Genomic DNA, 23,420 nt, shown 5'->3' with positions numbered 1-23,420 from the left:
GAATTTTTCTCCATCTATGCACGATTTTCGCACATGATGCGCATTTCAGGCACTTGAATGCAAGCACCTTGCGGTGCTCCCCCGCTATCATGGTGAAAGATGGCCAAGCCCGGCCGCAACAGCTTTCGGAGGATAGCCATGGGCCCCTTCCCGCATGACGCCCCGCCCGCCAGGATCAGCAAGCAAAACCCCGCCGGCACTGACGGTTTCGAATTCGTCGAATTCGCGCATACGGAGCCGGCAAAGCTCGCCGAGTTGTTCACCCGCATGGGTTATGTCGCGGTTGCAAAACACCGCACCAAGAACATCGCCGTGTGGCGGCAGGGCGACATCAATTATGTCGTGAATGCCGAACCCGGCTCGCATGCGATGCAGTTCGTCGAAAAGCACGGCCCCTGCGCCGCCTCGATGGCGTGGCGCGTCGTGGATGCCAGGCACGCTTTCGACCATGCCGTATCGAAAGGCGCCACGCCCTATGAAGGCACCGGCAAAGCACTCGACGTGCCGGCCATCGTCGGCATTGGCGGCTCGCTGATCTATTTCATCGAAGCCTATGGCGAGAAAGGCTCAGCCTATGATGCGGAGTTCGAGTGGCTGGGCGAGCGCGATCCGAAGCCCGAAGGCGTCGGCTTTTATTTCCTCGATCACCTGACCCACAATGTCTATCGCGGCAACATGGACAAATGGTGGGATTTCTACCGCGACTTGTTCGGCTTCAAGCAGATCCATTTCTTCGACATCGATGGAAAGATCACCGGCCTGGTCAGCCGCGCCATCACCTCGCCCTGCGGCAAGATCCGCATTCCGCTGAACGAGTCCAAGGACGAGACCAGCCAGATCGCCGAGTACCTCAAGAAGTACAATGGCGAAGGCATCCAGCACATCGCCGTCGGCACCGACGCGATCTATGACGCCACCGACAAGCTTGCCGCCAACGGGCTGAAGTTCATGCCCGGTCCGCCCGATACGTATTACGAGATGTCGCATGAGCGCGTGCACGGCCATGACGAGCCGATCGAGCGCATGAAGAAGCACGGCATCCTGATCGACGGCGAAGGCGTCGTCGACGGCGGCATGACCAAGATCCTGCTGCAGATCTTTTCCAAGACCGTGATCGGTCCGATCTTCTTCGAGTTCATCCAGCGCAAGGGCGACGAAGGTTTTGGCGAGGGCAATTTCCGCGCCCTGTTCGAGTCGATCGAGCAGGACCAGATCAAGCGCGGCGTGATCAAGCTGGACGGCAAGGCGGCCTGAGCCTGGAAAGCGTCGAGCGGCCTACAGCTTGAGCCGCTCGACTTCGTCCTTTCTAAGCTTGATGTCGCACTCGAGCAGGAACTCATCCAATTGCGGCGGCGCTGTCGATGTGCCGGAAAGCATCGCATGCACCTGGCCGCGGTGATGGATGTCGTGCAGGAAGACATGGGTGAGGATGTCGCCGATCTTTTCGGGGATCATGCCGTCCTCCCGCCGGTCGGTGATGACGCGGCGATCGAGATCGGCCTCCGATAGGCTGTCGCAAAAGGCGACCAGCTTGCGGTCGAAATCCACCTGCGCCGCCGCAAGGTCCGTCGCATTGTCGAACGGCACATAGTCGTCATAGGCCGCTGCGCCCAGGCCACCATCCGTCAGGAAATCCATATAAAGACGATCGACCGCAAGGACGTGGTTCAGCGTTTCCCTGATCGACGGGAAGAAGCTGGTGCGCTCCGCCTCAAACTCACCAGGCTTGAGCGCAAGCACGGCGCGGTAGAGACGATCGTTCGACCAGAGATTGTTGCGCGCCATGCGGCGCAGATGTTCGAGAAGGGTCATCGCGCCATGCTGCCGGTAACGTCGATACCCGCCGCCGTGAGGACGAAGCCGGCGAGCAGCAGCACGATCTTGAGGCAATGCAACATCTGCGTCTCCGCACCCAGAGCAACGTTGATACTGGCAATGGTGTGGAACAGCATTGCTTTGCGCGGCATATCGCTGCGGTTGGCCAAAGCGGGCGAGCGCGCCTCGAGCGCCCAAAACCCGAACAGTCCATACAGCGCCTCGTCCGGCATTGCCCTCCCTCTCCTCCCATCCCTCATCTTCGTGTGCGGAGTTTGCCTAGGTTGTCGCCGACCGCTTTCACCTGCGCGTTGAACGCGCTTGCGTTTTGGGTCCACAGCCGGCTCGCTGCCCATGCGAGCATGATCGGAAAAAACAGCAGCACATATGCGATCAGTGCGCCGATCATGAAGAGATCGCCGATCAACCTGTTCAGTCTTCTGTTGTGAGACTGCATGTCGAAATTCCAGACGGCCTCGACCAATTGGAAGAGCGGCTGGCCAACCCAAATTCTGGGCAAGTCCGGCCACATCCACAACCAGCTGACGATCAGCATCGATACGAAGCTGGCGCCGGTGAACACGGCAAAACGATATCGCCGTTCCGTGATAAACGTGCGCGCGAGGACGAAGAAACAGCCGATCGAAACAGCCGTGAAGGCTAAGAACGCCTCCTGTCGTGCGAGACTGGAGGCATGTGAGAAAAACAAGCCGCACGGCACGAACACGACGCCGACAATATTGAGGAAGGCCGTGGTGGCCAGATATGTGGCTGCCGACTCATCTTCCGGTTCCGACAACCTTCACCCCTCGTATCTCTCGACCTTCTGCTCGATGGCGCCGAAGATCGAGTGTCCGGCCTTGTCCTTCATCTCGATGCGCACCGTGTCGCCGAAACGCAGGAAGGGCGTCTTCGGCTCGCCGGTCTCGATGGTCTCGATCATGCGCAGTTCGGCGATGCAGGAATAGCCGGCGCCGCCTGCCGAGACCGGCTTGCCCGGTCCGCCGTTCAACTTGTTGGAAACGGTGCCCGAGCCGATGATGGTTCCGGCGGCTAGCGGCCGGGTCTTCGCGGCATGCGCGATCAGCGCCGGAAAATCGAAGGTCATGTCGACGCCGGCATTGGCGCGGCCGAAGGGCTTGCCATTGAGGTCGGCAAGCAGCGGCAGGCTGACCTTGCCGCCATCCCAGGCGTCGCCCAGTTCATCCGGTGTGACCGCGACAGGCGAGAAAGCTGAAGACGGCTTCGACTGGAAGAAGCCGAAGCCTTTCGCCAGCTCGGGCCCGGTGATGGCGCGTAGCGTAAGGTCGTTGACCAGCATGACGAGGCGGATCGCCTCCCTCGCCACTTCGAGGCTCGCGCCCATCCGCACGTCGTCGACGATGACGGCGACTTCCGCCTCCATGTCGATGCCGAAGGCTTCGTCGGCCATGCGGATGGGATCGCGCGGGGAAACAAAACTGTCCGACCCGCCCTGGTAGATCAACGGATCGGTCCAGAAGCTTGCCTGCATCTCGGCGCCGCGCGCCTTCCGCACCAGTTCGACATGGTTCACATAGGCCGAGCCGTCCGCCCACTGATAGGCTCGCGGCAGCGGCGAATGCGCGTTGTGTTCATGAAAGCGCTCCGACGGCACCGCGTTGGTCTCGAGCGATTCCGCCAACGTCGCGAGATGCGGGGCAATGCGGCGCCAGTCGTCGAGCGCGGCCTGCAGCGTCGGCACAAGGAAGGAGGCATCGGTGAAGCGCGTCAGATCGCGCGAGACCACGACCAGCTTCCCGTCGCGCGTCCCGTTCTTCAATGTGGCAAGCTTCATGCGGTTTCCTCTCCTCGCGCGGCTTTGGCGCCGTCTAGCTGTACAACAAGGCCGTCGCGGGCAATCGTCAAGTCGCCGGACCAAGTTTTCCTGACAGCGGCGACCCAGTCGGCCTCGCCGATCGCCGGATCATCGGCCGGAATGAGATGGTTGAGCACCAGCCGCCGCACGCCGGCGTCACTGGCGATGCGGCCCGCCTCCCCGGCAAGGCTGTGGCTGGCGAGGAGATGCTCGCGCAGCCGCGCGCCGTTGCCGGTCCTGGCGACCAGCCGCTCCACGCCTTCCTCCAGCATCGCCTCGTGGACGAGAATGTCGGCGCCTCTCGCGAAACCGGCAAGCGGCGGAAAGAAGGCCGTATCGGCGGAAAACACCACGCTTGCGCCACCATGCTCGAAGCGCAGCGCTAAGCATTCGGTCACCGGCGGATGGTCTACGCGCAGCGCCGCCACACTCAGGCCGCCCTCCTCCAGAACGAGGCCTTCGCCAAACTCCTGGACTGAAACCATACTCCTGATGTCCGGCCGGCCCTCGTCGACGACGCGGATTTCGATGTCGAATTGCATCGCCTGGCAGAAATGGTGCCAATAGTGGCCGGTTCCAGGCGGTCCATAGACGGTCACCGGCGTCGCCAGCCCAGCCGTCCAGGCGGTGTGGATCAGCGGACCAAGTTCCAGCACATGATCGGAATGGAGGTGCGTGATGAAGATCAGGTCGAGCGCCTTCAGGCTCATGCCTGCATCGACCAGCCCGCGCGTCACGCCAAGCCCGCAGTCGACAACAATGATGCGCCCACCGAGTTCCAGCAATGACGAACTCGGCCAAGGACCGCCTGGCCGCAACGCGGGGCCGCCCTTGGAACCGAGCAGGACAAGTCGGTCCGCTCTGTGCGCGCTCAAGACCAGTCGCCCTCCGGCGTGCCGTTGAAACGCTTCTTCAGGTCGGCCCAGCAGTCGATATAGCTCTCCTGCAAGGTGCCGAGTTCGGCGGCGTAGCGGGTCAGCATCTGGGGAAACCGCGTCTCGAACATGAAGGCCATGGTGTTGTCGAGCTTGACCGGCTTGAGGTCGGCGCGCGTCGCCTTTTCGAAGCCGGAAGCATCGGGCCCATGCGCCAGCATCTGGTTGTGCAGACTGATGCCCCCGGGCACAAAACCTTCCTCCTTGGCATCGTACTGGCCGTGGATGAGGCCCATGAACTCGCTCATGATGTTGCGATGATACCAGGGCGGGCGGAAGGTGTTTTCCGCCACCAGCCAGCGCGGCGGGAAGATGACGAAGTCGACATTGGCGGTGCCTTCCTCGCCGCTCGGCGCCGTCAGCACGGTGAAGATCGACGGATCCGGGTGGTCGAACAAGATGGCGCCGACCGGCGAAAACGTCGCCAGATCATATTTATAAGGCGCGTAGTTACCGTGCCAGGCGACGACATCCAGGGGAGAATGGCCGAGCTCGGTGACATGGAAGGCGCCGCACCATTTGACGATCAGCCGGCAAGGCGTCTCCTTCTCCTCGAACCAGGCGCAGGGCGTCTTGAAGTCGCGCGGATTGGCCAGGCAGTTGGCGCCGATCGGGCCACGGTCCGGCATGGTGAACTTGGCGCCGTAGTTTTCGCAGACATAGCCGCGCGCCTCCTTGTCGGCCAGCTCGACCTTGAAGACGAGGCCTCGCGGCAGGACGGCGATCTCGCCGGCCCGCAGCTCGATCACGCCCATCTCGGTGACGAAGCGGAGCGCGCCGACCTGCGGCACGACCAGCAATTCGCCGTCGGCGTTGAAGAAATGGTCGTCCACCATCGAGCGGTTGGCGACATAGACATGCGCGGCCATGCCGGATTGGCCGATCGCATCGCCGGCGGTGGTGAAGGTGCGCATGCCGGAAATGAAATCCGTCGGCTCGCTGGGTATTGGCGTCGGGTTCCATCTGTATTGGCCGAGCGCCAGTTCATGATCACCGATGTTGGGCCCGGTCTTCCACAAGGGATAGCTCGCGGCCTTGAAGCGGCCGGTGTGCTTTACGCTCGGACGAATGCGATAGAGCCAGGAGCGCTCGTTGGTGCCGCGCGGCGCGGTGAAGGGCGAGCCCGACAGCTGCTCGGCGTAGAGCCCGTAGGCCGGTCGCTGCGGCGAGTTGCGGCCCTGCGGCAGCGAGCCGGGCAGCGTCTCGGTCTCGAAATCATTGCCGAACCCCGGCATGTAGGAAAAGCTCATCCGATCCTCCCTGACCCCGGCTGGCAAGCTTATCAACCACGCCGGCCGACGATGTTGACCAAACTGGTTTCATCTGTAACCATCGAAAATGTAACTATCAACGTCCGCGCTGCAGACCGGGAGCGCTAAATGGAACCCGACGTCCTCGAGCTGGAGAGCTTCCTGCCCTATCGCCTCTACCGGCTGGCCGACACCGTCAGCCGCGAGTTCTCGGGCATCTACAAGAAGCGCCACGGCCTGACGCGGCCGGAATGGCGCACGCTGTCGGGCCTCGGCCAGCGCGGCACGATGACAGCGACGGAGCTTGGCGAGCAATCGGCCATGCACAAGACAAAAGTGTCGCGCGCGGTAGCCGAGCTGGAACGCAGACGCTGGCTGGTGCGCACACCGGATGAGAAGGACCGACGGGTGGAGCACCTTGCGCTGACCAAGGCGGGGCTTGCGGCCTATCACGAGATGGTGCCACTGGCGAAGGCGTTTGAGAGGGACCTGCTGGCGAAGATGAACAATGACGACCGCAACGCGATCAGCATTGCGTTGGCAGCGCTGGAGGCAAAGTTGAGAGGAGCTTGTGCCGGCGCTGGCAGCAGCGACGATAGGGGCTAACCAGCCGTTGGCATTTTTCGAGCGAGCGACCAGCGTTCGGCAACAACTTCGATCGTATCGTCTCTAAAACAGAACAGAAACTGCCGCGACTTAGGTCCATCAGGCGCGAGAACTTCCCAATCCTCATCGCTGACTGGCCGGTCATCGCCGATCACCTCGTAGAACTCGCCCCATTTTGGAGCCTGCTTGCTATGGAGGCCTTTACCCCCAAACCAGGCATGATCGTCTGAGGAGTCCCATCGCAAGCGACTACAACCGACGAAACGAAGGGTTCCCATCTCTCCCTCGCTGGCGTCATAGGCCCAAGAGTTCAACAAAAAGGTGAGCTGAACCGTTTTACCCTCGACGGTCAGCTCCACGTCGGGAGCATTGGGCTCGGCATTCCAGTCCGGGTTCAGGTGTCTGAAAGATAACGGTTCTACCAATCCATCACCACCTTGCCCGAACTGCCGCTGCGCATCGCGTCGAACCCGGCCTGGAAATCGTCGATGCCGATGCGGTGGGTGATCAGCCCCGAAACATCCAGCGGCCCTTGCACAAGCGCGATCATCTTGTACCAGGTCTCGAACATCTCGCGGCCGTAAATGCCCTTCAGGTGCAGCATCTTGAAGATGACCTTGTTCCAGTCGATCTCGAAGCCGGTCGGCGCGATGCCGAGGATGGCGATCTTGCCGCCATTGTTCATGGTGTCGATCATGTCGCGGAAAGCGGGTGCCGCGCCCGACATCTCCAGGCCGACATCGAAACCCTCGTTCATGCCGATCGAGGGCATCACATCGCGCAGCTTCTGCTTCGAGGCGTCGACGACGTGCTGGACGCCGAGCTTCTTCGCCAGTTCGAGGCGCACCGGGTTGATGTCGGTGATGACGACCTTGCGCGCGCCGACGCATTGCGCGACCAGGGCGCCCATTATGCCGATCGGTCCGGCACCGGTGACCAGCACGTCCTCGCCGACCAGATCGAAGGACAATGCGGTGTGAACGGCATTGCCCAGCGGATCGAAGATCGCCGCGATCTCGTCCGGCACGTCGTCGGGGATCGGCACCACATTGTGCTGCGGGATCGCCATGTATTCGCCGAAGGCGCCGGGGCGGTTGACGCCTACGCCCAGCGTGTTGCGGCACAGATGCCCTCGCCCGGCGCGACAGTTGCGGCAATGGCCGCAGACGATATGGCCTTCGCCCGAGACGCGCTGGCCGACCTTGTACTCGGTAACGGCCGCGCCGTAGTCGGCGACCGTGCCGACGAATTCATGGCCGGTCACCATCGGTACCGGCACCGTCTTTTGCGCCCACTGGTCCCAGTTGTAAATGTGGACGTCGGTGCCACAAATCGCGGTCTTCCTGACCTTGATCAGCACGTCGTTGGGGCCGATTTCCGGCACCGGCACCTCTTCCATCCAGATGCCCGGCTCGGCCTTGGCCTTCACCAGCGCCTTCATCATGTTGGACATTCTCTTCTTCCTTGAATCGCTTGATCCGGAATCGTTTTCAGCGCCAGCCGTTCACGAAATCACGCCCAATTCCTTGCCGACCTCGCCGAACGCCTCGACCGCGCGATCGATATCGGCACTGGAATGCGCAGCCGACATCTGGGTGCGGATGCGCGCCTGACCCTTAGGCACCACCGGGAACGAGAAGCCGATGACATAGATGCCGCGCTTCAGCATCCGCTGCGCCATTTCCTGCGCCAGCGCCGCGTCGCCAAGCATCACCGGGATGATCGGGTGATCGGCACCGGCGAGGGTAAAGCCCAGCTTGCCCATCTGAGACCGGAAACGTTGCGCATTGGCATAGAGGCGCTCGCGAAGCGCGTCGCCATTTCGGATCATGTCGAAGACCTTGATCGAGGCGCCGGCAATCGCCGGCATAAGCGTGTTGGAGAAGAGATAGGGGCGCGAGCGCTGCCTCAGCCAGTCGACCACCTGCCTCTTGCCTGAGGTATAGCCGCCGGAGGCGCCACCCAGCGCCTTGCCGAGCGTGCCGGTGATGATGTCCACCCTGCCCTCGACACCGCAATGCTCGGCCGAGCCGCGGCCGTGCTTGCCGACGAATCCGACCGCGTGACTGTCGTCGACCATCACCATGGCGTCGTATTTCTCGGCAAGGTCGCAAACGCCGCGCAGGTTGGCGATGATGCCGTCCATCGAAAACACGCCATCGGTGGCGATCAGCCGGAAGCGGCTGTCCTTCGCCTCTTTCAGGCGGGCTTCGAGATCGGCCATGTCGTTGTTGGCGTAGCGGAAGCGCCTGGCCTTGGAGAGCCGCACCCCATCGATGATCGAGGCGTGGTTCAGCGCGTCCGAAATGATGGCATCCTCCTCGCCGAGCAGCGTCTCGAACAGGCCGCCATTGGCGTCGAAGCAGGAACTGTAAAGGATGGTGTCCTCCATGCCGAGAAAGGACGAGATCGTTGCCTCGAGCTGCTTGTGCTCTTCCTGCGTGCCGCAGATGAAGCGCACCGAGGCCATGCCGTAGCCGTAGCGGTCGAGCGCATGCTTTGCCGCGTCGCGAAGATCCAGGCTGTCGGCAAGGCCGAGATAGTTGTTGGCGCAGAAGTTCAGCACCTTTTCGCCGCCCACCTCGATCTCGGCGGACTGCATCGAGGAAATCACGCGCTCGGACTTGTAGAGCCCGGCTGATTTCAGGCCCTGGAGTTCGCTGTCGATGTGGGAAAGGAAAGCTCTGCTCATGGCCCGGCCCTGTTCGCTTGGAGGCCGGACTGTCGCGCCGCCGGCATGAAAAATCCATCGCAAAAGCGACCGCATCGGTGGCGTGGCGAAAGCTCGAAGGCAATTCCGGACGGCGACACGGCGATAATGCGATCAAAAAGGCGCGCGCGGGAAACGACATGATAACCATCTTGCACGCTTTGTCGCGCCGCCACGATGGCCGCCAGCCTCCCTTGCCGACCTGTTAACCCTTTCGGGGCAAGCGTCTTCACATCACGCATCCAAGGCCGGAATCCGTCGGCCGGAGGGGGTCAACCAGTCATGTCGCAGCAGCCAGTGCAGAGCGTTTCGCGCAAGCTGATACTGCTCATCAAGTCCGGCTACTGGCTGGCGCTGGCGATCATTGCCGCGATGGTCGTGGCCTCCTTCATTCTCCTGCAGCAACTGATGGCGCAGCAGCAGCACAATGATTCCCTGCTCGACATCGTCGCGACGCAGAAAGCGCTGTCGCAACGCATCGTGTTCCTGGCCAGCGCCACCGGCGCCGCCTCGCGCGACAAGCAGCCGGCGCTGGTCACGGCGCTCAAGCAGGCGACGGCCGAATTCGAGACGAGCTACGACCGGCTGCTCAAGCAGACCGGCGCCGATCCGCTGTCGCCGGCGCGCAACGATCCCAAATCGATCGAATATGTGCTGTTCAACAAGCCCTTCCACCTGGATTACTTCTCGATCGGCCTCGTCGCCAATGGCGAGAGGCTGGTGTCGTCCTTCGAATCACAGCTCGGCATGCAGAGCGACGGCTACAAGGGCGGCGGCGAACGCGCCGGCCTCGACGCTTCCGTCGCCAATGCGACGTTGTCGGGCTACGCCGCGCTCGGCCAGCGCATCAGCGCCTTCGCCGACGCGCAGGCCAGCAACATCCTCGACCTGCACCGGACGCTGTTCTTCGCCACTCTCAGCGTCATCGTCCTGGTGGCGCTGTTCATCTTTCGGCCGATGTCCAACGCCATCCTGCGCAAGACCCGCGAGCTGGTCGACGCGCGCAACTCGATGGCCTTCATCGCCGTTCATGACGGCCTGACCGGTCTCCACAACCGCACCTTTCTCACCGACCATTTCGACACGCTGATCAAGGGCGCGCACCGGCGCCGCGAGCGTCTGGCGGTGATCCAGTTCGATCTCGACCGCTTCAAGCAGATCAACGACACACTCGGACACGCCGCCGGTGACTATGTGCTGGTGGTGACGGCGCAGCGCATGCGCGATTCCTGCAGGGCTTCGGATCTCTGCGCGCGGCTCGGCGGCGACGAGTTCGTCATGATCCTCAATGGCGCCGGCACCACGGACGACATCCATGCGCTTGCCAAGCGCATCTTGGGCGAGATCAACGAGCCGATCATGTTCCAGGGCACGACGATCATGCCCGGCGCCAGCGCCGGCATAGCCGTGTATCCGGTCGACGCCGACAACGCGCAGGACTTGCTCGTCCATGCCGACCTTGCGCTCTATTCCGCCAAGAAGCTCGGCGGCGGGAACTTCTCCTTCTTCTCGGAGGAATTGCGCCGTGAACTCGACCATCGCAAGCAACTCGAACAGGACATCCGCACGGCGATCGCCAACAAGAGCTTCGAGGTCTATTTCCAGCCGCAGGTGTCGCTGACCAGCGGCAAGATCAGCGGCATCGAGGCACTGGTGCGCTGGCGGCACGCGACGCGCGGCATGATCTCGCCCGGCGAGTTCATTCCCGTGGCCGAAAAATGCGGCTTCATGCCCGATATCGGCCGTATCGTTATCAGCAGGGCGATCGAGGAAGCCGCGGAATGGGACCGCGCCGGCATCGATTTCGGCCGCATCGCCGTCAACGTCTCAGGCACGGAACTGCGCGAGCCGGATTTCGACAGCTTTCTGTTCGGCACGCTGGAGCGCGCCGGGCTGGCGCCGCAGAAGCTGGCGCTCGAGATCGTCGAATCCGTCATTCTCGACGACGAGAAGACAGGCATCGCCTCGAAGCTCCGCTATATCCGCGCCGCCGGCGTGCATCTCGAGCTTGACGATTTCGGCACGGGCTATGCTTCGCTCAGCCACGTTAACCCGAACGAGATCGACCGCTTGAAGATCGACCGCCGCTTCGTGCAGAACATCAATGAGAACGGCGACAACAGCAAGATCGTGCGCGCCATCACCGAGCTTGCCCGGGGGCTCGGCATCTCGATCGTTGCGGAGGGCGCCGAGACCGAAGCGGAGCTCGACTCTTTGATGGCGATCGGCTGCGACCAGGTACAGGGCTATTCGATCGCCTTCCCGATGCCGCACGACAAGGCGCGGGAATGGCTGATCGCGCGCAGCCCGACGAAGGCGAAGCTTAAGGTGTTGCAGGGCAGCCTGGCCTGAGGCGCACCGATTTTTCAGGTGAGGTCGGCCCGCGACTGACGGCTTTCTGCGCTTCCGGCGCTAACGTACATTAGTTACGCTCCGCTCCGGTGCCCGCAAACCAACATTCTCGACTCGAGCTGACCTGAATCTCGATGCACCCGGCATGGCCTGCCATACCGATCTCTGTTCGGGTATGGCAGGTTGCGAGGATTGCCACCGGATTTCAGGGATGCGGCTTCAACTTCTTATACTGATGCTGTTGCTTGTCACGTCGCCAGCCCTGGCCGCCGATCGCACCATCTACCTTACCTTCGACGATGGTCCGCTGAACGGAACCAGCAACATCCTAGATGTGGTGCAGGCCGAGCAGGTGCCGGTTACCTTGTTCATGGTCGGCATGCGTGCCGAGGCCAACGCCGCCAACCGCGCACTGCTGCAACGGGCGCAATCGATGCCGCTGGTGACGATCGGCAACCACAGCTACAGCCACGCCTACAATCACTACCGGCATTTCTACGGTGACACCGAAGGCGTCGTCGCCGACATGCTCAGGGCGAATGCGGTGCTTGGCCTGAAGCCGGCCGTACACGCGCGGTTGCCGGGACGCGATGTATTCCGGCTGCCCAACTACTCAAAGAACGACAATTCGCTGGGACCGGCGGAAGCCGGCCGCGAGGATCCGGACTACGAATTCGTCACGGCGTCGGGCTTCTGGCTCTATGGCTGGGACCACGAATGGGTACATGAGAACAGCGGCAAGCCGGTTCAGAGCGTCGACCATTTGGTCAGCGAGATCGACCATCTCTTCGTCTACAGCCATTTCGCCAGGCCGAACAAGCTGATCCTGCTCATGCATGACGAGATGTTCCAGGACGCTTTTGACGGCAAGGCGAAGCTGACGGCGTTGATCACAGCGCTCAAGCTGCGGCACTACACTTTCGGCACGATAGCGGACTACGACTGAGGCGGTTCCGCGTTCTGCCTCAGCAGCGCCAGCACATCGGCGAACTCGGCCAGCCTGTCATCGGGAATGCCAGCCCGCAGCCGCTTGTCGAAAGCGATCGCCGCAAGTCGGAGTTTATCGAACAGCGCCTCGCCGGAGACGGTCAGCGCTACCTGATGGACCCTGCGATTTTCCGGGTCGCGGCGGCGCGTCAGCAACCCCTGCGCCTCCATGGCGTTGAGGTGGTGCGTCAGCGTCGCGCCCTGAATGCCGATCATGCCGGCGAGCTCGCGCTGGTTGGCCAGTTCCTTCGATTTGACCGACAGCAAGGTCAGCCAGACCGGCAGCGTGCCGCCGGCCTCGACCAGCGCGGCATCGAAAGCCTGCGCCACCACCTTCGAGGTGCGTGCAAGGTTCATACCGACGGGCGGACGGTCAAACGGTGTCATGACCTTACAGTAGAGCATGCAATGGGAAGGTGAAACTCGGCTTCATGCATTGACATCTAATCGTTCGATATCTAACTATCTCTTATTGATGGCGTCGCGACATGGCTGCGACGCGCGGCGGGCGGGAGAGAGGAATGCGGTCATGCAATATGTCTACATCATCGTCGTCGGCCTGCATGTGATGGCGGGTGTGTTCTGGGCCGGCACGACCATCGCTGTCGCCCGCGATCCGGAGATCAAGGCCGAGCGCTTCATCCGGCCGCAACTCGGCGCCTCCGGTGTGGTGTTCCTGACCGGTTTGCTGCTTTGGTATTTCTTCCATGAGGGCGCTTTCGGCACGATGGAGAAGGTGCTGGCGCTGGGCATCCTGACGGCGCTTATCGCCGCCGGCGTGCAGGGCGCGCTCGTGGCCTCCGCCAGCAGGCAGCTCGCTGGCGCCGATCGGGCGACGCAGACCGCACTGCGGGCAAAAATGAGCCGGGGCGAACGCATCGCCGGCGGGCTGCTGGTCATCACCGTGCTTTGCATGGCGACCGCCAAGCTGTTTTGAAATCGCACGGCCGGCGACACCGACCGGGCGAGGCGCGCAACGGACCGAAGCGGCAGGTGGCTCTCCTTGCAATGGTCCGTTGCGCGCCACCAACCGGCGGACGAGATGACGACAAGAGCCGCTCTATCTTGCTGTTTCGACGCAATTCCGGACTGAAGGTTACAGAAGGCGCCGAACCGCTGCACACTTTCCTCAAATGCACTAAGCCATTTCGGGGCGCCTGGAGGCCTCGCGAATGGCCTTATGAACGTTGCGCTGCAGGTCCATGAATGCGGCGCTCTCCATGACCTCTTCGCGGCGCGGGCGCTCGATATCGACGTCAAATGTCCGCATGATGCGCCCCGGACCGATGCCCATCACGACAATGCGGTCCGACAGATAGACAGCCTCTTCGACGTCGTGGGTGACGAAGAGTACGGTGAGCCTGTGCTCCTCCCAGATCTGGGTCAGCAGTTCCTGCATCTGGTGCCTGGTCAGGGCATCGAGCGCGCCGAAGGGCTCGTCCATCAAGAGCATCTTGGGGCGGTAGGAAAGCGCGCGCGCGATGGCGACACGCTGCTTCATGCCGCCCGAAAGTTCGGATGGATAGAGGTTGGCCGAGTTCGGCAGCTTGACCAGGTCGAGGTGCTCGAGCGCGATCCTGCGGCAGGTGGCGCGGTCGTGGCCGGCGGCCTTGAGAGCAAACTCGATATTCTGCTGCGCCGTCAGCCAGGGCAGCAGCGTATAGGACTGGAAGACGACGCCGCGGTCGAGGCCGGGCTTCAGGATCGGCGACCCGTCGATGTCGAGATCGCCCGAGTCGAAATCCTGCAGTCCGGCGACGATCGACAACAGCGTGCTCTTGCCGCAGCCTGACGTGCCGACCAACGACACGAACTCATTGTCAGCAAGGTCGAGATTGATGTCGCGCAGCACTTCCGTGCGCCGGGCTCCGGTGCCGAAGCTCTTGTGGAGACCTTTGATGCGAAGTTTGGGGGAATTCATCGGCCTTGCCTCGTCACGAACGGCTGTCCTCGCGGAACAGCGCCTTGCCCAGCGCCTTCATGATCTGGTCGGTGACGAGGCCAAGCATGCCCAGCAAGAGGATGTAGCCGATGATGGTGTTGGTCTGGAAATAGCGCTGCGAGACGGTGATGCGATAGCCGAGCCCGGATGTCGCCGCGACGAGTTCCGCCAGCACGAGCCAGGTCCAGGCCCAGCCCAGGCTGATACGCAGCGTATCCCAGATGCCCGGCAAAGCGCTGGGCACCACGATACGCGTCAGGATCTTGCGATCCGGCAGGCCGAGCGTCCTGCCTAGACCGACGAAGTCCGCCGGCACGCGCTTGACGTTGTCCATGATCATCAGCACCTGCTGGAAGAAAGTGCCGATGAAGATGATCAGGAATTTCTGGGCGTCGCTCGTTCCCGCCCACAGGATGGAGAGCGGCACGAAGGCGACCACCGGCATGTAGCGGATGAAATCAACCAGCGGCTCGATCGCCGCTTCCCAGGCCCGGAAGCTGCCGATCAGCACGCCGATCGGAATGGACAGCGCCGAGGCGATGAGAAAGCCGACCGAAATACGGTAGATCGAGGCCTTGAGATCGATCAGCAGCGTGCCGTCGGCCCAGAGCTTTCCGAGCTGCATCACGACGCTGGCCGGCGACGGCAGGAAGATCGGCTTGACCAGTTCAAGGCCCGTCGCCGCCCACCATGCCAGGCCGAGGCCGGCAAAGACGGCCACGGCGATCACCAGGAAACGGGAGCGCGCGATGGGCGCGCCGATCCCGGTGGATCGGCGGCGGCGCGTCGCCTGCCCGGCAGCAGGCCTCGTTGCCGTGCCGGACGGGCTTGCTTTGGCGGCAGGCTCGTCGGACATCCCTGCAGCCGCCACGGCCCGGACTACTGCGCGGCCTTGACGAAGGCCGGATCGATCATCTGCTCCGGCGTTACGTCGGCCTGCAGCAGGCCGGCATTCTTGGCGGCGGCCTCGACGTCGGCGAATGTCTTGGTGGAGAAATCGCCGGTCAGGGCGCCCTTGTTCTCGGCCAGAGAATAGTAGCGCACGCCGTCGAAGGCGGTGTTGAGGTCCTCGACACTCGAGCCGACCGCCTTGGAGATGATAGCGCGACCGCCGGGCGTGTCGGCATTGTAGTCCTTGAGCGCGGCATCCCAGGCCTTGATCATGGCAAGCACCTGGCCGGGCCGCGACTTGATCACCTCGTCGCGCACCACCAGCACGTCACTGATCAGGCCTGGATCCTCGCCTGCGGTGAAGAGAAGCTTGACGTCCTTGTTCTGCGCCCGGGCCGTGGTGAGATACGGCTCATAGGTGACCGCGACCGGGACGCGGCCAGCGATCAGCGCGCTGCCGGCATCCGCCGCCGGCATCGGCACCGGCTGGACGTCGGCGATCGACATGCCGTTCTTGGCGAGCGCGTATTTGAGCAGGATGTCGCTTGTCGTGCCTTCCTCGAAGGCGACCTGCTTGCCCTTGAGATCGGCGATCGAGGTGATGTCCTTGCCTGCGATCATAGCGTCGGCTGTCATCGAGACGTCGAGCAGCAGCACGATCTTGACCGGCAGCCCCGCCGCTACCATGCCCATCGCAGTGTGGGTCGCGATGTTCGCCGCGTCAAGCTGGCCGCTCGCCAGGGCAGCGTTGATATCCTTGTCCTCGGCGAAGTTGACGATCTGGACGTCCGACAGGCCGCTTGCCTTGAACAGACCCTTGGCTTCTGCCACGTGCCACTGGCCGTAGCCCAGCCACGGCTCGATGCCGATCTTGAACGATCCAGCCTCGGGCGTCGTGGGAATGGTGGCGTCGGCTGCGTGGGCCAGCGGGGCGAAACCGACGGTGGCTGCCACAACGAGCGCGCGGAATTGTCCTTTGAGGTTACGCATCATCTTTGTTCCCCTTGATGATTCAGACCGCTTTTTTGAACCAAACTTCCCGTCCGGTGAGAATGCGGCTTCTGCTTCTTGCGGCACTGTGCCTCGGCGTCTTACCCGCCACGTCGACGGAAGTGAAATGATATTCAACGTCGGCGGCAATGGATGTCAAGGCTAAAATACATACATGCATATACAAGTTGGAGAGGCGGATTTCCGGGGCCGTGGCAGAGCTTGGGCAAGCTGATCCTGGCTCCGCCGATGGACAGTCTCACCCGTTTCACTCCTTACGGGAAGGAGAATAGCGACTTCCAAGTGAGTAGCGGCTGCCGACATAGGTCAGCTTGCTGATGGTGGCCACGACCGCGCCCGTCCAGGTCCGGCGATGCAGGAGAAGGCAGCAAGTGCCGATCTCGATGGCGAGATGCCGCGCCGTCTCGGCATCGGCCGGGACCGCGGAAATGATGTGTTCGACCTCGGTCACCGGTGTCTTCTGCATCAGGTAATCGTAGGTCGCCGTCGTCGAGAAATCCTGCTTGTCGTAGTCCGGTATCAGGCTCGGATTGACGAAGCGCTCTTCCAGTTGCACGGGCAGGTCGTTCTCGAAGTTGACGACTACCGAATGAAAGACCGCGGCGCGCCTGGCGAATTCGAAGGACAGCGAGAGCTCCTTGGTCGCAGTCATCCTTTCGAGGACGAGAACCTCCGAGCGATGCCTGTTGCCGCGCGCGACGATCTCGGCCGCGATGTTGTTGATCTCGATCAGTGTCGACTGTGGCCGGGGCGGCGCAATGAATGTCCCCACGCCTTGCAGCCGGATCAGGAAGCCGGCCGTGGTCAATTCCCGCAAGGCGCGGTGAACGGTCATCCGCGACACGCCGAGCGCCGCGACTAATTCGTTCTCGGAGGGCAGCTTGCGGTCCTTGCTCCAATTACCAGTTCCAATGTTGGTCAGGATGTAGTCCTTGACCTTCTCGTAGAGAGGGCTGGCCGTATCGGGCAAAGTATTCATGTCTCACACGTCCTTTCCGGCAAGCTGTCAGCAATCACCCGCCGGCGGGCCGCCGCATCCGGATGATGGTTTTCAAGCCATCGCCCTGCCCCGCCAGCAGGCGATCATAGGCGGCCGGAACGTCGTCCAGGCCGATCTCGCGATCGATCAGGCCGATCAGCGGCCCGGACAGGTCCGCCAGCATCCCGATGGCGTCGGGCAATTCGTCGGCAAAGGCATGGCATCCCAGCAGAGCGATCTCGCGCTCGACCAGCATGTTGGGGTCGATGTCGAGGCGGCCGTGGAAAATGCCGACCAGCGCCACGGAGGCGCCGGAGTCCAGAACGCCCAGCAACTGGTTGAGCGCGGCGATGCTGCCGGTGGCCTCGACGGCCGCAAGCAACGGCGCGCCGTGGAGCGCGGCGGCAATTGCCTCGCGGTCGAGATCGACGATCGTGGCGCCGGTCACGCTGGCGACGCGCTCGCCGCGCGCCCGATTGCGGTCCGTCACCAGCAACTTGCCGCCGAACGTTCGCGACAACAGCAGCGCCGCCAGGCCGCCGATGGTGCCGCAGCCGACGACCAGCACCGCCCCCGCCGTCTTCGGCAGGCGCCTCACGGCGTGCAGCGCCACGGCGAGCGGCTCGGCCATCGCCGCCACCCTTTCGTCGAGCGCGGCGTCGATGACATGCAGCAGGCGCGCAGGCAGGAGCGTCTCTTCGGCAAAGCCGCCGTCGCAAACCTCGCCGACGAAGCCCAGCGAGGCGCATAGATGCCGCCTGCCCGAGCGGCACTGCACGCATTCCCCACACCAGAAACGCGAATCGGCGACAACCCGATCGCCCTTGGCGACGGTGCTGACGCCCTCGCCGACCGCGACCACCGTGCCGGTCAGCTCATGGCCGGCTGTCGACGGCGCACGGCTTATCCACTGGCCGGTGCGGAAATTGTGGAGGTCGGAACCGCAGATGCCGGCGGCATCGACACGCAGCTTCACCCAGCCGGCGTCGGGAGCCCCTGGCGCGGCGATATCCTCGACGCGCAGGTCGCCGGGGCCATACAGTCTGGCGGCCTTCATCGCGCCGGTCCGTCAGCCGCCGAGGTAGCGGTCGCGAATTTCCGAGACCGCGTTCTCATGCGAGCTGAAGCCTTCATAGCGGGCGAGCCTGCGGGCATGCCCGGCAAGCTCCGGATAGGCGGCCGAGGTCACATAGCCGACCGACGAACGCTTGAGGAAATCCGTCACCGAAAGCGGCCCGTAGGTGCGCGCCCAGCGGCTGGTCGGCAGCACCGCATTCGGCCCAAGGACGAAATTGGCGAGCGTCACCGGCGTGTGCGGGCCCATGAGGATCTCGGCCGCCTCGGTGATGCGGCCAAGATGCGCGAACGGTTCCTTGGACAGGATTTCGAGATGCTCGGGCGCATAGTCGTTGATGAAGCGGTAGCTGTCCTCCAGCGATGCGGTCAGCACGATGCCGCCGCGCTTGCCGGTCAGCACCGCGCGCGAAAACTCCACGCGCTGCTCGCTCATTCGGGACCAGTGCTCGGGCAGTGCCGCCAGGGCAGCGTCGGCGACCTCGCGGCTGTGCGTCACGAGATAGGCGGAGGAATCCGGTCCGTGCTCGGCCTCGATCAGAAGGTCGAGCGCGGCGAGGCCGCCGGCGACAGTGCCGTCGGCAAAGATGATCGCTTCCGAAGGGCCGGCTGGAAGACCGGTATCGATGATCGAGGAGAGCAGGCTCTTTGCCGCCACGACCCAGGGACTGCCAGGTCCGACGATCTTGAGCGCGGGCTTCACCGTCTCGGTGCCATAGGCGACTGCCGCGACCGCATGCGCGCCGCCGCATTTGTAGACGGTTTCGACCCCCGCGAGGCGGGCGGCGACCAGGGTGGCAGCATCGACGGAACCGTCCGACGTCGGCGGCGTCACGATCGCGATCTGCGGCACGCCGGCGATGACGGCCGGAACCGAGGTCATCATGGTCACCGACGGGAAAGCGCCCTTGCCGCGCGGGACGTAGAGCGCGACGGAGGCGATCGGCGTATATCGGTCGCCGGCATAGGCGCCGGGACGGACTTCCTTGAGCCACATGGTCTCAGGGCGCTGCTCCTCATGGAAATGCCTGATGTTCTCGATGCCGAAACGGATGCTGTCGACGACATCCTTTTCCACCTTGTCGAAGGCTGCATCGAACTCGGCCTCCGAAACCTTCAGACTGCCCGCGGCCACATCGGCTTTGTCCAGGTCCCGGGCGAACCGCAGCAGGGCCGCATCGCCCTCCGTCCTGACCGCCTCGATGATCGGGCGGACCTTCTCGACGAAGACAGACAGGTCGGCTTCGGCGCGCTTCAGCAGGTTCGCCCGCTGTTCGGATGTGGCGGATGACAGGTCGTGAAAGCTGACGTCGGACATGGCTGCTCCTCAGAAACTCGGCAAAAGTATATACATGTACGTATAACTATCGCCAGCATTTTTCCGTGCTCTGCCATCGGGGCTGCCACGGCACACAGCATCAGATCGAGGCAAGAAAGCCCCCGTCCACCGGAAAGGACTGACCGGTGATGTAGGCCGAGGCGTCCGAGGCCAGGAACACGGCGATGCCGTGCAGGTCAGAAAGGTCGCCGAAACGGTGCTGCGGGATCTTGGCGAGCATCGATTGCTGCCAAGCCTCGTCGGCGTAGAACACCTCCGTCATTGCCGTCCTGAAATAGCCGGGAGCGATGGCATTGACCCTGATCCCAAGACCGGCCCATTCCGCCGCCAACGCCCGGGTCATGCCGAGCAGGCCCGACTTCGACGAACCGTAGGGCACCGCCGTTGGAATGCCGACTTCGGAGGTCAGCGAGCACATGTTGATGATGGCGCCGGGCCGTCCCGCATCGCGCATAAGTCGGGCGGCAGCCTGGGCGCAGAAGAAGGCGCCCTTGAGATTGGTGTCGATGATCCTGTCCCATAGCGCCTCGTCGACGTCGAGCGAAGGCCTGACCTCTTCCATGCCGGCATTGTTGACGAGAATATCGAGCCCTCCGAGCAGGTCGGCGGCCTCGGCGGTCGCGGCGCGGCAACGGGCGACGTCGATGACGTCCAGGGCGATGGCGTGCGCAGTCCCTCCGGCGGCCCGGATCGCAGCCGTCGTTTCCCCGAGCGCAGCCAGGCTGCGGGCAGTGACGGCGACAGTGGCACCGGCGGCGCTCAGCGCCTCGGCGATGCCGCGCCCGATGCCCCGGCTCGCACCGGTGACGAGCGCCTTCCTGCCCGACAGGTCGAAGAGGGAAGCATTGCGCATGTCGATCCTCCTTGGCCTTGCCGGCCTGTCCCTGGCCGCGAGACTAACCGATCATTGATTATACATACAAGCATATACAAACGATCCTGGGCGCAGCAGTGAAGCCGACCGCGCGAGCGGGCAGCCCGGTGCCGATACAATGCTGTTCAGCGCCTTTTCCTGCTGCCGCGATTTGGCGCGCGGCGACCTGTCCGTCAGATCCTGATCCCAAACCGGATGCCGTCATAGATGGCGGCGTGGATGTTGCGCGAGGCGACCGCGTCGCCGATGCGAAACAGCACGAAGCTGCCTTCGGCATTGCGGGCGGGGAAGATGTCGCCGCCCTTCACCAGCCGCTCATAGTCGACCGCCCCGCCATTTTTCGACAGTGGCTTCAGCGCAAGGTAGAGATCGTCGAGCGCTGCCGTGCCGTGCTCGACCACAATCTGGTCGACACGCCGCTCGCCGCGCCAGCCGTCGGCGAAGTCCGACGCCAGCTCGGCAACGAGTTGGTTGCCCTCGCGCCTCACCGAACGCAGCCTTGTGTTGATGGTGACGGTGACGCCCTTCTCGTGGAAGGCGCGCATGTAGGGCACGTGGTTCATGCCACCCATTTCCGGAGCGAAGAAGCGCTCCGGTGAGACAAGTTCCAGCCTGGAGCCGCTGTTGGCGATCAGCTCCGCCGCGCCCATGCCCTGATGGCCGCCATTGTCGTCGTAAAGCAGGACGTTCTCGGCCGGCTTGACGCTGCCGGCCATGATATCCCAGCTCGAGGTCACCAGATTGTCGCCGGCCGTCAGCGGCGGGTTCTGGGGCATGCCGCCGGTCGCAACGATCACCACATCCGGTCCCAGCGCCAGCACATCGTCCTTCTCGGCCCAGGTGTCGTAGCGGATCTCGACGCCGAGGCGAGCGAGTTCGGCCAACCGCCAGTCGATGATGCCGATCAGCTCCTTGCGGCGCGGATTCTGGGTGGCAAGCCTCACCTGGCCGCCAGCCTGGCTGGAGGCTTCGAGCACCGTCACATGGTGGCCGCGTTCGGCGGCGACGCGCGCGGCTTCAAGGCCGCCGGCGCCCGCGCCCACGACAACGACTTTTTTCTTCGGCCCTTCGGTTTTCGCGATGATGTGCGGGACGGTCGCCTCGCGGCCGGTCGCGGCGTTGTGAACGCAAAGCGCCTCGCCGCCTTCATAGATGCGGTCGAGGCAATAGGTGGCGCCGACGCATGGCCTGATCTCATGCTCGCGGCCTTCCATCACTTTGCGGATGATATGCGGATCGGCGATATGGGCGCGCGTCATGCCCACCATATCGAGCTTGCCGGTAGCAATCGCATGGCGCGCGGTGGCGACATCGGAAATGCGCGCCGCATGGAAGGTGGGGAACTTGGTCGCCGCCCTCACCTCACCGGCGAAGTCGAGATGCGGCGAGGAACGCATGCCGGTCACCGGGATCACCTTGGTCAGCGATGCGTCGGTCTCGATCGTGCCGCGGATGATGTTGAGGAAGTCGACCTTGCCGGACTTGGCGAGCCGCATGGCGATCTCGACGCCCACTTCCTTCGAGAGGCCGTTTTCCAGATCCTCGTCTGCGACCATGCGGATGCCGACGATGAATTTCTCGCCAACGGCGGCGCGCACGGCGTCGAGTACCATGTCGGTGAAGCGCAGCCTATTTTCGAGCGAGCCGCCGAACTCGTCGTCGCGATGGTTGGTCAGAGGCGACCAGAAGCCGTCCATCAGATGGCCGTAGGATTCGAACTCGATGCCGTCGAGGCCGGCCGCCTGGCAGCGCTGCGCGGCCGAGGCATAGTCGGCGACGATGCGCTCGATGTCCCACTCCTCGATGGTCTTCGGGAAGGCGCGATGCGCCGGCTCGCGCACCGGCGAGGCCGACAGCACCGGCAGCCAGTCGGCCTTGTTCCAGCCGGTGCGGCGGCCGAGATGGGTAATCTGGATCATCACCTTGCAGTCATGCTCATGGCAGGAATCCGCCAGTTCGGCGAGCCACGGCACGATCCTGTCGTCATAGACATGCAGGTTGCCGAAGGCGGCCGGGCTATCGCGCGAGACGATCGCCGAGCCCGCCGTCATGGTGAGCGCCATGCCGCCCTTGGCCTTTTCGGCATGGTAGAGCCGGTAGCGCTCCTTCGGCATGCCGTCCTCCGAATAGGCCGGCTCATGGCTGCTCGACATCACCCGGTTCTTCAACGTCAGGTGCTTGAGCTGGTACGGTTGGAGAAGCGGGTCGTTGCTGGTCATCTTCTTCCTGCCATTTCAAATTGTGCTAATGAGCGGCCCAAACCTGCCGCATCCGAAAGGTAGCGGCGCAATTTCCGCTTTGTTTTGCCTGCCACTCCGACCTTGGACGGCAGCAAGGAGCCGCTTATGACTGACGCCAAGAACCTCACCCAACTCGGCAAGCACGTCGAGACGCCACAGAGCCCCGAAGAGGCGGTCCTGGAGACCGTGCCGTTCCAGCGCGGCGACGGCCCGCCGGCTATCGTGCGCTTTACCTGCCCCGAGTTCACATCGCTCTGCCCGGTCACCGGTCAGCCCGACTTCGCCCACATCGTCATCGACTACGCGCCCGACCGGGCGCTGGTGGAGTCGAAGTCGTTGAAATTGTTCATGACCTCGTTCCGCAACCATGGCGCCTTCCATGAGGAATGCACGGTGATGATCGGCCGTCGCATCGTGGAGGCGACCAAGCCGCTCTGGCTGCGCATCGGCGGCTACTGGTTCCCGCGCGGCGGCATTCCGATCGACGTCTTCTGGCAGACCGGCGCGCCGCCCAAGGACGCATGGCTGCCGGATACCGGCGTTGCGCCGTATCGCGGGCGCGGCTGAGCGGATCGCGC

Annotated in this window: 24 protein-coding genes; 6 read left to right on the top strand and 18 right to left on the bottom strand. The window is 63.4% G+C overall.

Annotated elements, in window-relative coordinates; genetic code table 11:
* Positions 1–138: 138 nt before the first annotated feature.
* Entirely contained in the window at positions 139–1,254 is a 1,116-nt protein-coding gene (gene hppD, locus ACR64R_RS06680) for a 4-hydroxyphenylpyruvate dioxygenase (RefSeq protein ID WP_487360894.1), read from the top strand.
* 21 nt (positions 1,255–1,275) lie between these two features.
* On the opposite strand, the gene ACR64R_RS06675 is transcribed toward hppD, so the two are convergent.
* The 6 genes from ACR64R_RS06675 to hmgA are packed head-to-tail and all read right to left on the bottom strand — an operon-like array spanning position 1,276 to position 5,837.
* Entirely contained in the window at positions 1,276–1,812 is a 537-nt protein-coding gene (locus tag ACR64R_RS06675) for a DinB family protein (protein ID WP_487360893.1), read from the bottom strand.
* Entirely contained in the window at positions 1,809–2,048 is a 240-nt protein-coding gene (locus ACR64R_RS06670; RefSeq protein ID WP_487360892.1) for a hypothetical protein, read from the bottom strand. Before ACR64R_RS06670 ends, ACR64R_RS06675 begins: the two co-directional genes overlap by 4 nt.
* A gap of 23 nt (positions 2,049–2,071) precedes the next feature.
* Positions 2,072–2,614 (bottom strand): hypothetical protein, encoded by a 543-nt coding sequence (locus ACR64R_RS06665; RefSeq protein ID WP_487360891.1) that lies wholly within the window; start codon positions 2,612–2,614, stop codon positions 2,072–2,074.
* Positions 2,615–2,617: 3 nt separating this feature from the next.
* Positions 2,618–3,631, bottom strand: a complete 1,014-nt coding sequence (locus ACR64R_RS06660; RefSeq protein WP_487360890.1) for a fumarylacetoacetate hydrolase family protein — start codon at positions 3,629–3,631, stop codon at positions 2,618–2,620.
* Positions 3,628–4,527, bottom strand: a complete 900-nt coding sequence (locus ACR64R_RS06655; RefSeq protein ID WP_487360889.1) for an MBL fold metallo-hydrolase — start codon at positions 4,525–4,527, stop codon at positions 3,628–3,630. Before ACR64R_RS06655 ends, ACR64R_RS06660 begins: the two co-directional genes overlap by 4 nt.
* A complete protein-coding gene (gene hmgA, locus ACR64R_RS06650; RefSeq protein ID WP_487360888.1) occupies positions 4,524–5,837 on the bottom strand; it encodes a homogentisate 1,2-dioxygenase in 1,314 nt (437 codons plus the stop codon). The genes ACR64R_RS06655 and hmgA overlap by 4 nt, the downstream gene beginning before the upstream one ends.
* 129 nt (positions 5,838–5,966) lie before the next feature.
* Here hmgA and ACR64R_RS06645 point away from each other — a divergent pair, with 129 nt between their 5' ends.
* Positions 5,967–6,443, top strand: a complete 477-nt coding sequence (locus ACR64R_RS06645; RefSeq protein WP_487360887.1) for a MarR family winged helix-turn-helix transcriptional regulator — start codon at positions 5,967–5,969, stop codon at positions 6,441–6,443.
* On the opposite strand, the gene ACR64R_RS06640 is transcribed toward ACR64R_RS06645, so the two are convergent.
* From ACR64R_RS06640 to ACR64R_RS06630, 3 genes are read right to left on the bottom strand one after another with little or no spacing between them, the layout of a single operon-like run.
* A complete protein-coding gene (locus tag ACR64R_RS06640; protein ID WP_487360886.1) occupies positions 6,440–6,868 on the bottom strand; it encodes a hypothetical protein in 429 nt (142 codons plus the stop codon). The genes ACR64R_RS06645 and ACR64R_RS06640 overlap by 4 nt on opposite strands.
* Positions 6,862–7,896 carry an L-threonine 3-dehydrogenase gene (tdh, locus tag ACR64R_RS06635; protein ID WP_487360885.1) on the bottom strand — a complete coding sequence of 345 codons (1,035 nt, stop codon included), beginning with the start codon at positions 7,894–7,896 and terminating at the stop codon, positions 6,862–6,864. The genes ACR64R_RS06640 and tdh overlap by 7 nt, the downstream gene beginning before the upstream one ends.
* A 51-nt stretch (positions 7,897–7,947) precedes the next feature.
* Positions 7,948–9,135: a glycine C-acetyltransferase gene (locus ACR64R_RS06630; protein WP_487360884.1), complete on the bottom strand. Its 1,188-nt coding sequence runs from the start codon at positions 9,133–9,135 to the stop codon at positions 7,948–7,950.
* Positions 9,136–9,435: 300 nt separating this feature from the next.
* On the opposite strand from ACR64R_RS06630, the gene ACR64R_RS06625 reads away from it, so the two are divergent.
* Together ACR64R_RS06625 and ACR64R_RS06620 are read left to right on the top strand one after the other, a co-directional pair.
* On the top strand, positions 9,436–11,505 hold the full coding sequence (locus ACR64R_RS06625; RefSeq protein WP_487360883.1) for a putative bifunctional diguanylate cyclase/phosphodiesterase: 2,070 nt from the start codon (positions 9,436–9,438) through the stop codon (positions 11,503–11,505).
* A gap of 211 nt (positions 11,506–11,716) precedes the next feature.
* Positions 11,717–12,451 (top strand): polysaccharide deacetylase family protein, encoded by a 735-nt coding sequence (locus tag ACR64R_RS06620; protein ID WP_487360882.1) that lies wholly within the window; start codon positions 11,717–11,719, stop codon positions 12,449–12,451.
* On the opposite strand, the gene ACR64R_RS06615 is transcribed toward ACR64R_RS06620, so the two are convergent.
* Entirely contained in the window at positions 12,442–12,879 is a 438-nt protein-coding gene (locus ACR64R_RS06615) for a MarR family winged helix-turn-helix transcriptional regulator (RefSeq protein WP_487360881.1), read from the bottom strand. The genes ACR64R_RS06620 and ACR64R_RS06615 overlap by 10 nt on opposite strands.
* Before the next feature lie 142 nt (positions 12,880–13,021).
* Between ACR64R_RS06615 and ACR64R_RS06610 the strand changes: the two genes are divergently transcribed.
* Positions 13,022–13,429, top strand: coding sequence for a hypothetical protein (locus ACR64R_RS06610; RefSeq protein WP_487360880.1), 408 nt, complete (start codon positions 13,022–13,024; stop codon positions 13,427–13,429).
* Between the two features lie 201 nt (positions 13,430–13,630).
* Here ACR64R_RS06610 and ACR64R_RS06605 read toward each other — a convergent pair whose 3' ends face one another.
* From ACR64R_RS06605 to ACR64R_RS06570, 8 genes are all read right to left on the bottom strand, one after another.
* Complete coding sequence (locus ACR64R_RS06605) at positions 13,631–14,413, bottom strand: ABC transporter ATP-binding protein (protein ID WP_487360879.1); 783 nt, start codon at positions 14,411–14,413, stop codon at positions 13,631–13,633.
* A gap of 13 nt (positions 14,414–14,426) precedes the next feature.
* Positions 14,427–15,290 (bottom strand): ABC transporter permease, encoded by an 864-nt coding sequence (locus ACR64R_RS06600; RefSeq protein WP_487360878.1) that lies wholly within the window; start codon positions 15,288–15,290, stop codon positions 14,427–14,429.
* Positions 15,291–15,313: 23 nt separating this feature from the next.
* Positions 15,314–16,315: an ABC transporter substrate-binding protein gene (locus tag ACR64R_RS06595; protein ID WP_487362391.1), complete on the bottom strand. Its 1,002-nt coding sequence runs from the start codon at positions 16,313–16,315 to the stop codon at positions 15,314–15,316.
* A 268-nt stretch (positions 16,316–16,583) separates the two neighbouring features.
* Positions 16,584–17,315: a histidine utilization transcriptional repressor HutC gene (gene hutC, locus ACR64R_RS06590; protein WP_487360877.1), complete on the bottom strand. Its 732-nt coding sequence runs from the start codon at positions 17,313–17,315 to the stop codon at positions 16,584–16,586.
* A 34-nt stretch (positions 17,316–17,349) separates the two neighbouring features.
* On the bottom strand, positions 17,350–18,372 hold the full coding sequence (locus ACR64R_RS06585) for a zinc-dependent alcohol dehydrogenase (protein WP_487360876.1): 1,023 nt from the start codon (positions 18,370–18,372) through the stop codon (positions 17,350–17,352).
* A 12-nt stretch (positions 18,373–18,384) separates the two neighbouring features.
* Positions 18,385–19,707 carry a histidinol dehydrogenase gene (gene hisD, locus ACR64R_RS06580; RefSeq protein ID WP_487360875.1) on the bottom strand — a complete coding sequence of 441 codons (1,323 nt, stop codon included), beginning with the start codon at positions 19,705–19,707 and terminating at the stop codon, positions 18,385–18,387.
* 100 nt (positions 19,708–19,807) lie between these two features.
* Positions 19,808–20,581, bottom strand: a complete 774-nt coding sequence (locus ACR64R_RS06575; protein WP_487360874.1) for an SDR family NAD(P)-dependent oxidoreductase — start codon at positions 20,579–20,581, stop codon at positions 19,808–19,810.
* 194 nt (positions 20,582–20,775) lie between these two features.
* Positions 20,776–22,821 (bottom strand): oxidoreductase, encoded by a 2,046-nt coding sequence (locus tag ACR64R_RS06570; RefSeq protein WP_487360873.1) that lies wholly within the window; start codon positions 22,819–22,821, stop codon positions 20,776–20,778.
* 126 nt (positions 22,822–22,947) lie between these two features.
* On the opposite strand from ACR64R_RS06570, the gene queF reads away from it, so the two are divergent.
* Complete coding sequence (gene queF / locus ACR64R_RS06565; protein WP_487360872.1) at positions 22,948–23,409, top strand: preQ(1) synthase; 462 nt, start codon at positions 22,948–22,950, stop codon at positions 23,407–23,409.
* Positions 23,410–23,420: the final 11 nt, after the last annotated feature.

It is taken from the genome of Mesorhizobium sp. MC2-1-1 (assembly GCF_057597255.1).
The sequence above is the reverse complement of the archived record's forward strand: the minus strand, read 5'-3'. Positions and strand labels throughout refer to the sequence as shown.

Coding starts and splice junctions, on each gene's coding strand:
- hisD (WP_487360875.1), bottom strand. CDS start 19,707: ATGTCCGACGTCAGCTTTCACGACCTGTCATCCGCCACATCCGAACAG.
- ACR64R_RS06625 (WP_487360883.1), top strand. CDS start 9,436: ATGTCGCAGCAGCCAGTGCAGAGCGTTTCGCGCAAGCTGATACTGCTC.
- ACR64R_RS06575 (WP_487360874.1), bottom strand. CDS start 20,581: ATGCGCAATGCTTCCCTCTTCGACCTGTCGGGCAGGAAGGCGCTCGTC.
- hmgA (WP_487360888.1), bottom strand. CDS start 5,837: ATGAGCTTTTCCTACATGCCGGGGTTCGGCAATGATTTCGAGACCGAG.
- ACR64R_RS06570 (WP_487360873.1), bottom strand. CDS start 22,821: ATGACCAGCAACGACCCGCTTCTCCAACCGTACCAGCTCAAGCACCTG.
- ACR64R_RS06595 (WP_487362391.1), bottom strand. CDS start 16,315: ATGCGTAACCTCAAAGGACAATTCCGCGCGCTCGTTGTGGCAGCCACC.
- ACR64R_RS06585 (WP_487360876.1), bottom strand. CDS start 18,372: ATGAAGGCCGCCAGACTGTATGGCCCCGGCGACCTGCGCGTCGAGGAT.
- ACR64R_RS06645 (WP_487360887.1), top strand. CDS start 5,967: ATGGAACCCGACGTCCTCGAGCTGGAGAGCTTCCTGCCCTATCGCCTC.
- tdh (WP_487360885.1), bottom strand. CDS start 7,896: ATGTCCAACATGATGAAGGCGCTGGTGAAGGCCAAGGCCGAGCCGGGC.
- queF (WP_487360872.1), top strand. CDS start 22,948: ATGACTGACGCCAAGAACCTCACCCAACTCGGCAAGCACGTCGAGACG.
- hppD (WP_487360894.1), top strand. CDS start 139: ATGGGCCCCTTCCCGCATGACGCCCCGCCCGCCAGGATCAGCAAGCAA.
- ACR64R_RS06615 (WP_487360881.1), bottom strand. CDS start 12,879: ATGACACCGTTTGACCGTCCGCCCGTCGGTATGAACCTTGCACGCACC.
- ACR64R_RS06605 (WP_487360879.1), bottom strand. CDS start 14,413: ATGAATTCCCCCAAACTTCGCATCAAAGGTCTCCACAAGAGCTTCGGC.
- ACR64R_RS06600 (WP_487360878.1), bottom strand. CDS start 15,290: ATGTCCGACGAGCCTGCCGCCAAAGCAAGCCCGTCCGGCACGGCAACG.
- hutC (WP_487360877.1), bottom strand. CDS start 17,315: ATGAATACTTTGCCCGATACGGCCAGCCCTCTCTACGAGAAGGTCAAG.
- ACR64R_RS06660 (WP_487360890.1), bottom strand. CDS start 3,631: ATGAAGCTTGCCACATTGAAGAACGGGACGCGCGACGGGAAGCTGGTC.
- ACR64R_RS06670 (WP_487360892.1), bottom strand. CDS start 2,048: ATGCCGGACGAGGCGCTGTATGGACTGTTCGGGTTTTGGGCGCTCGAG.
- ACR64R_RS06630 (WP_487360884.1), bottom strand. CDS start 9,135: ATGAGCAGAGCTTTCCTTTCCCACATCGACAGCGAACTCCAGGGCCTG.
- ACR64R_RS06675 (WP_487360893.1), bottom strand. CDS start 1,812: ATGACCCTTCTCGAACATCTGCGCCGCATGGCGCGCAACAATCTCTGG.
- ACR64R_RS06610 (WP_487360880.1), top strand. CDS start 13,022: ATGCAATATGTCTACATCATCGTCGTCGGCCTGCATGTGATGGCGGGT.
- ACR64R_RS06620 (WP_487360882.1), top strand. CDS start 11,717: ATGCGGCTTCAACTTCTTATACTGATGCTGTTGCTTGTCACGTCGCCA.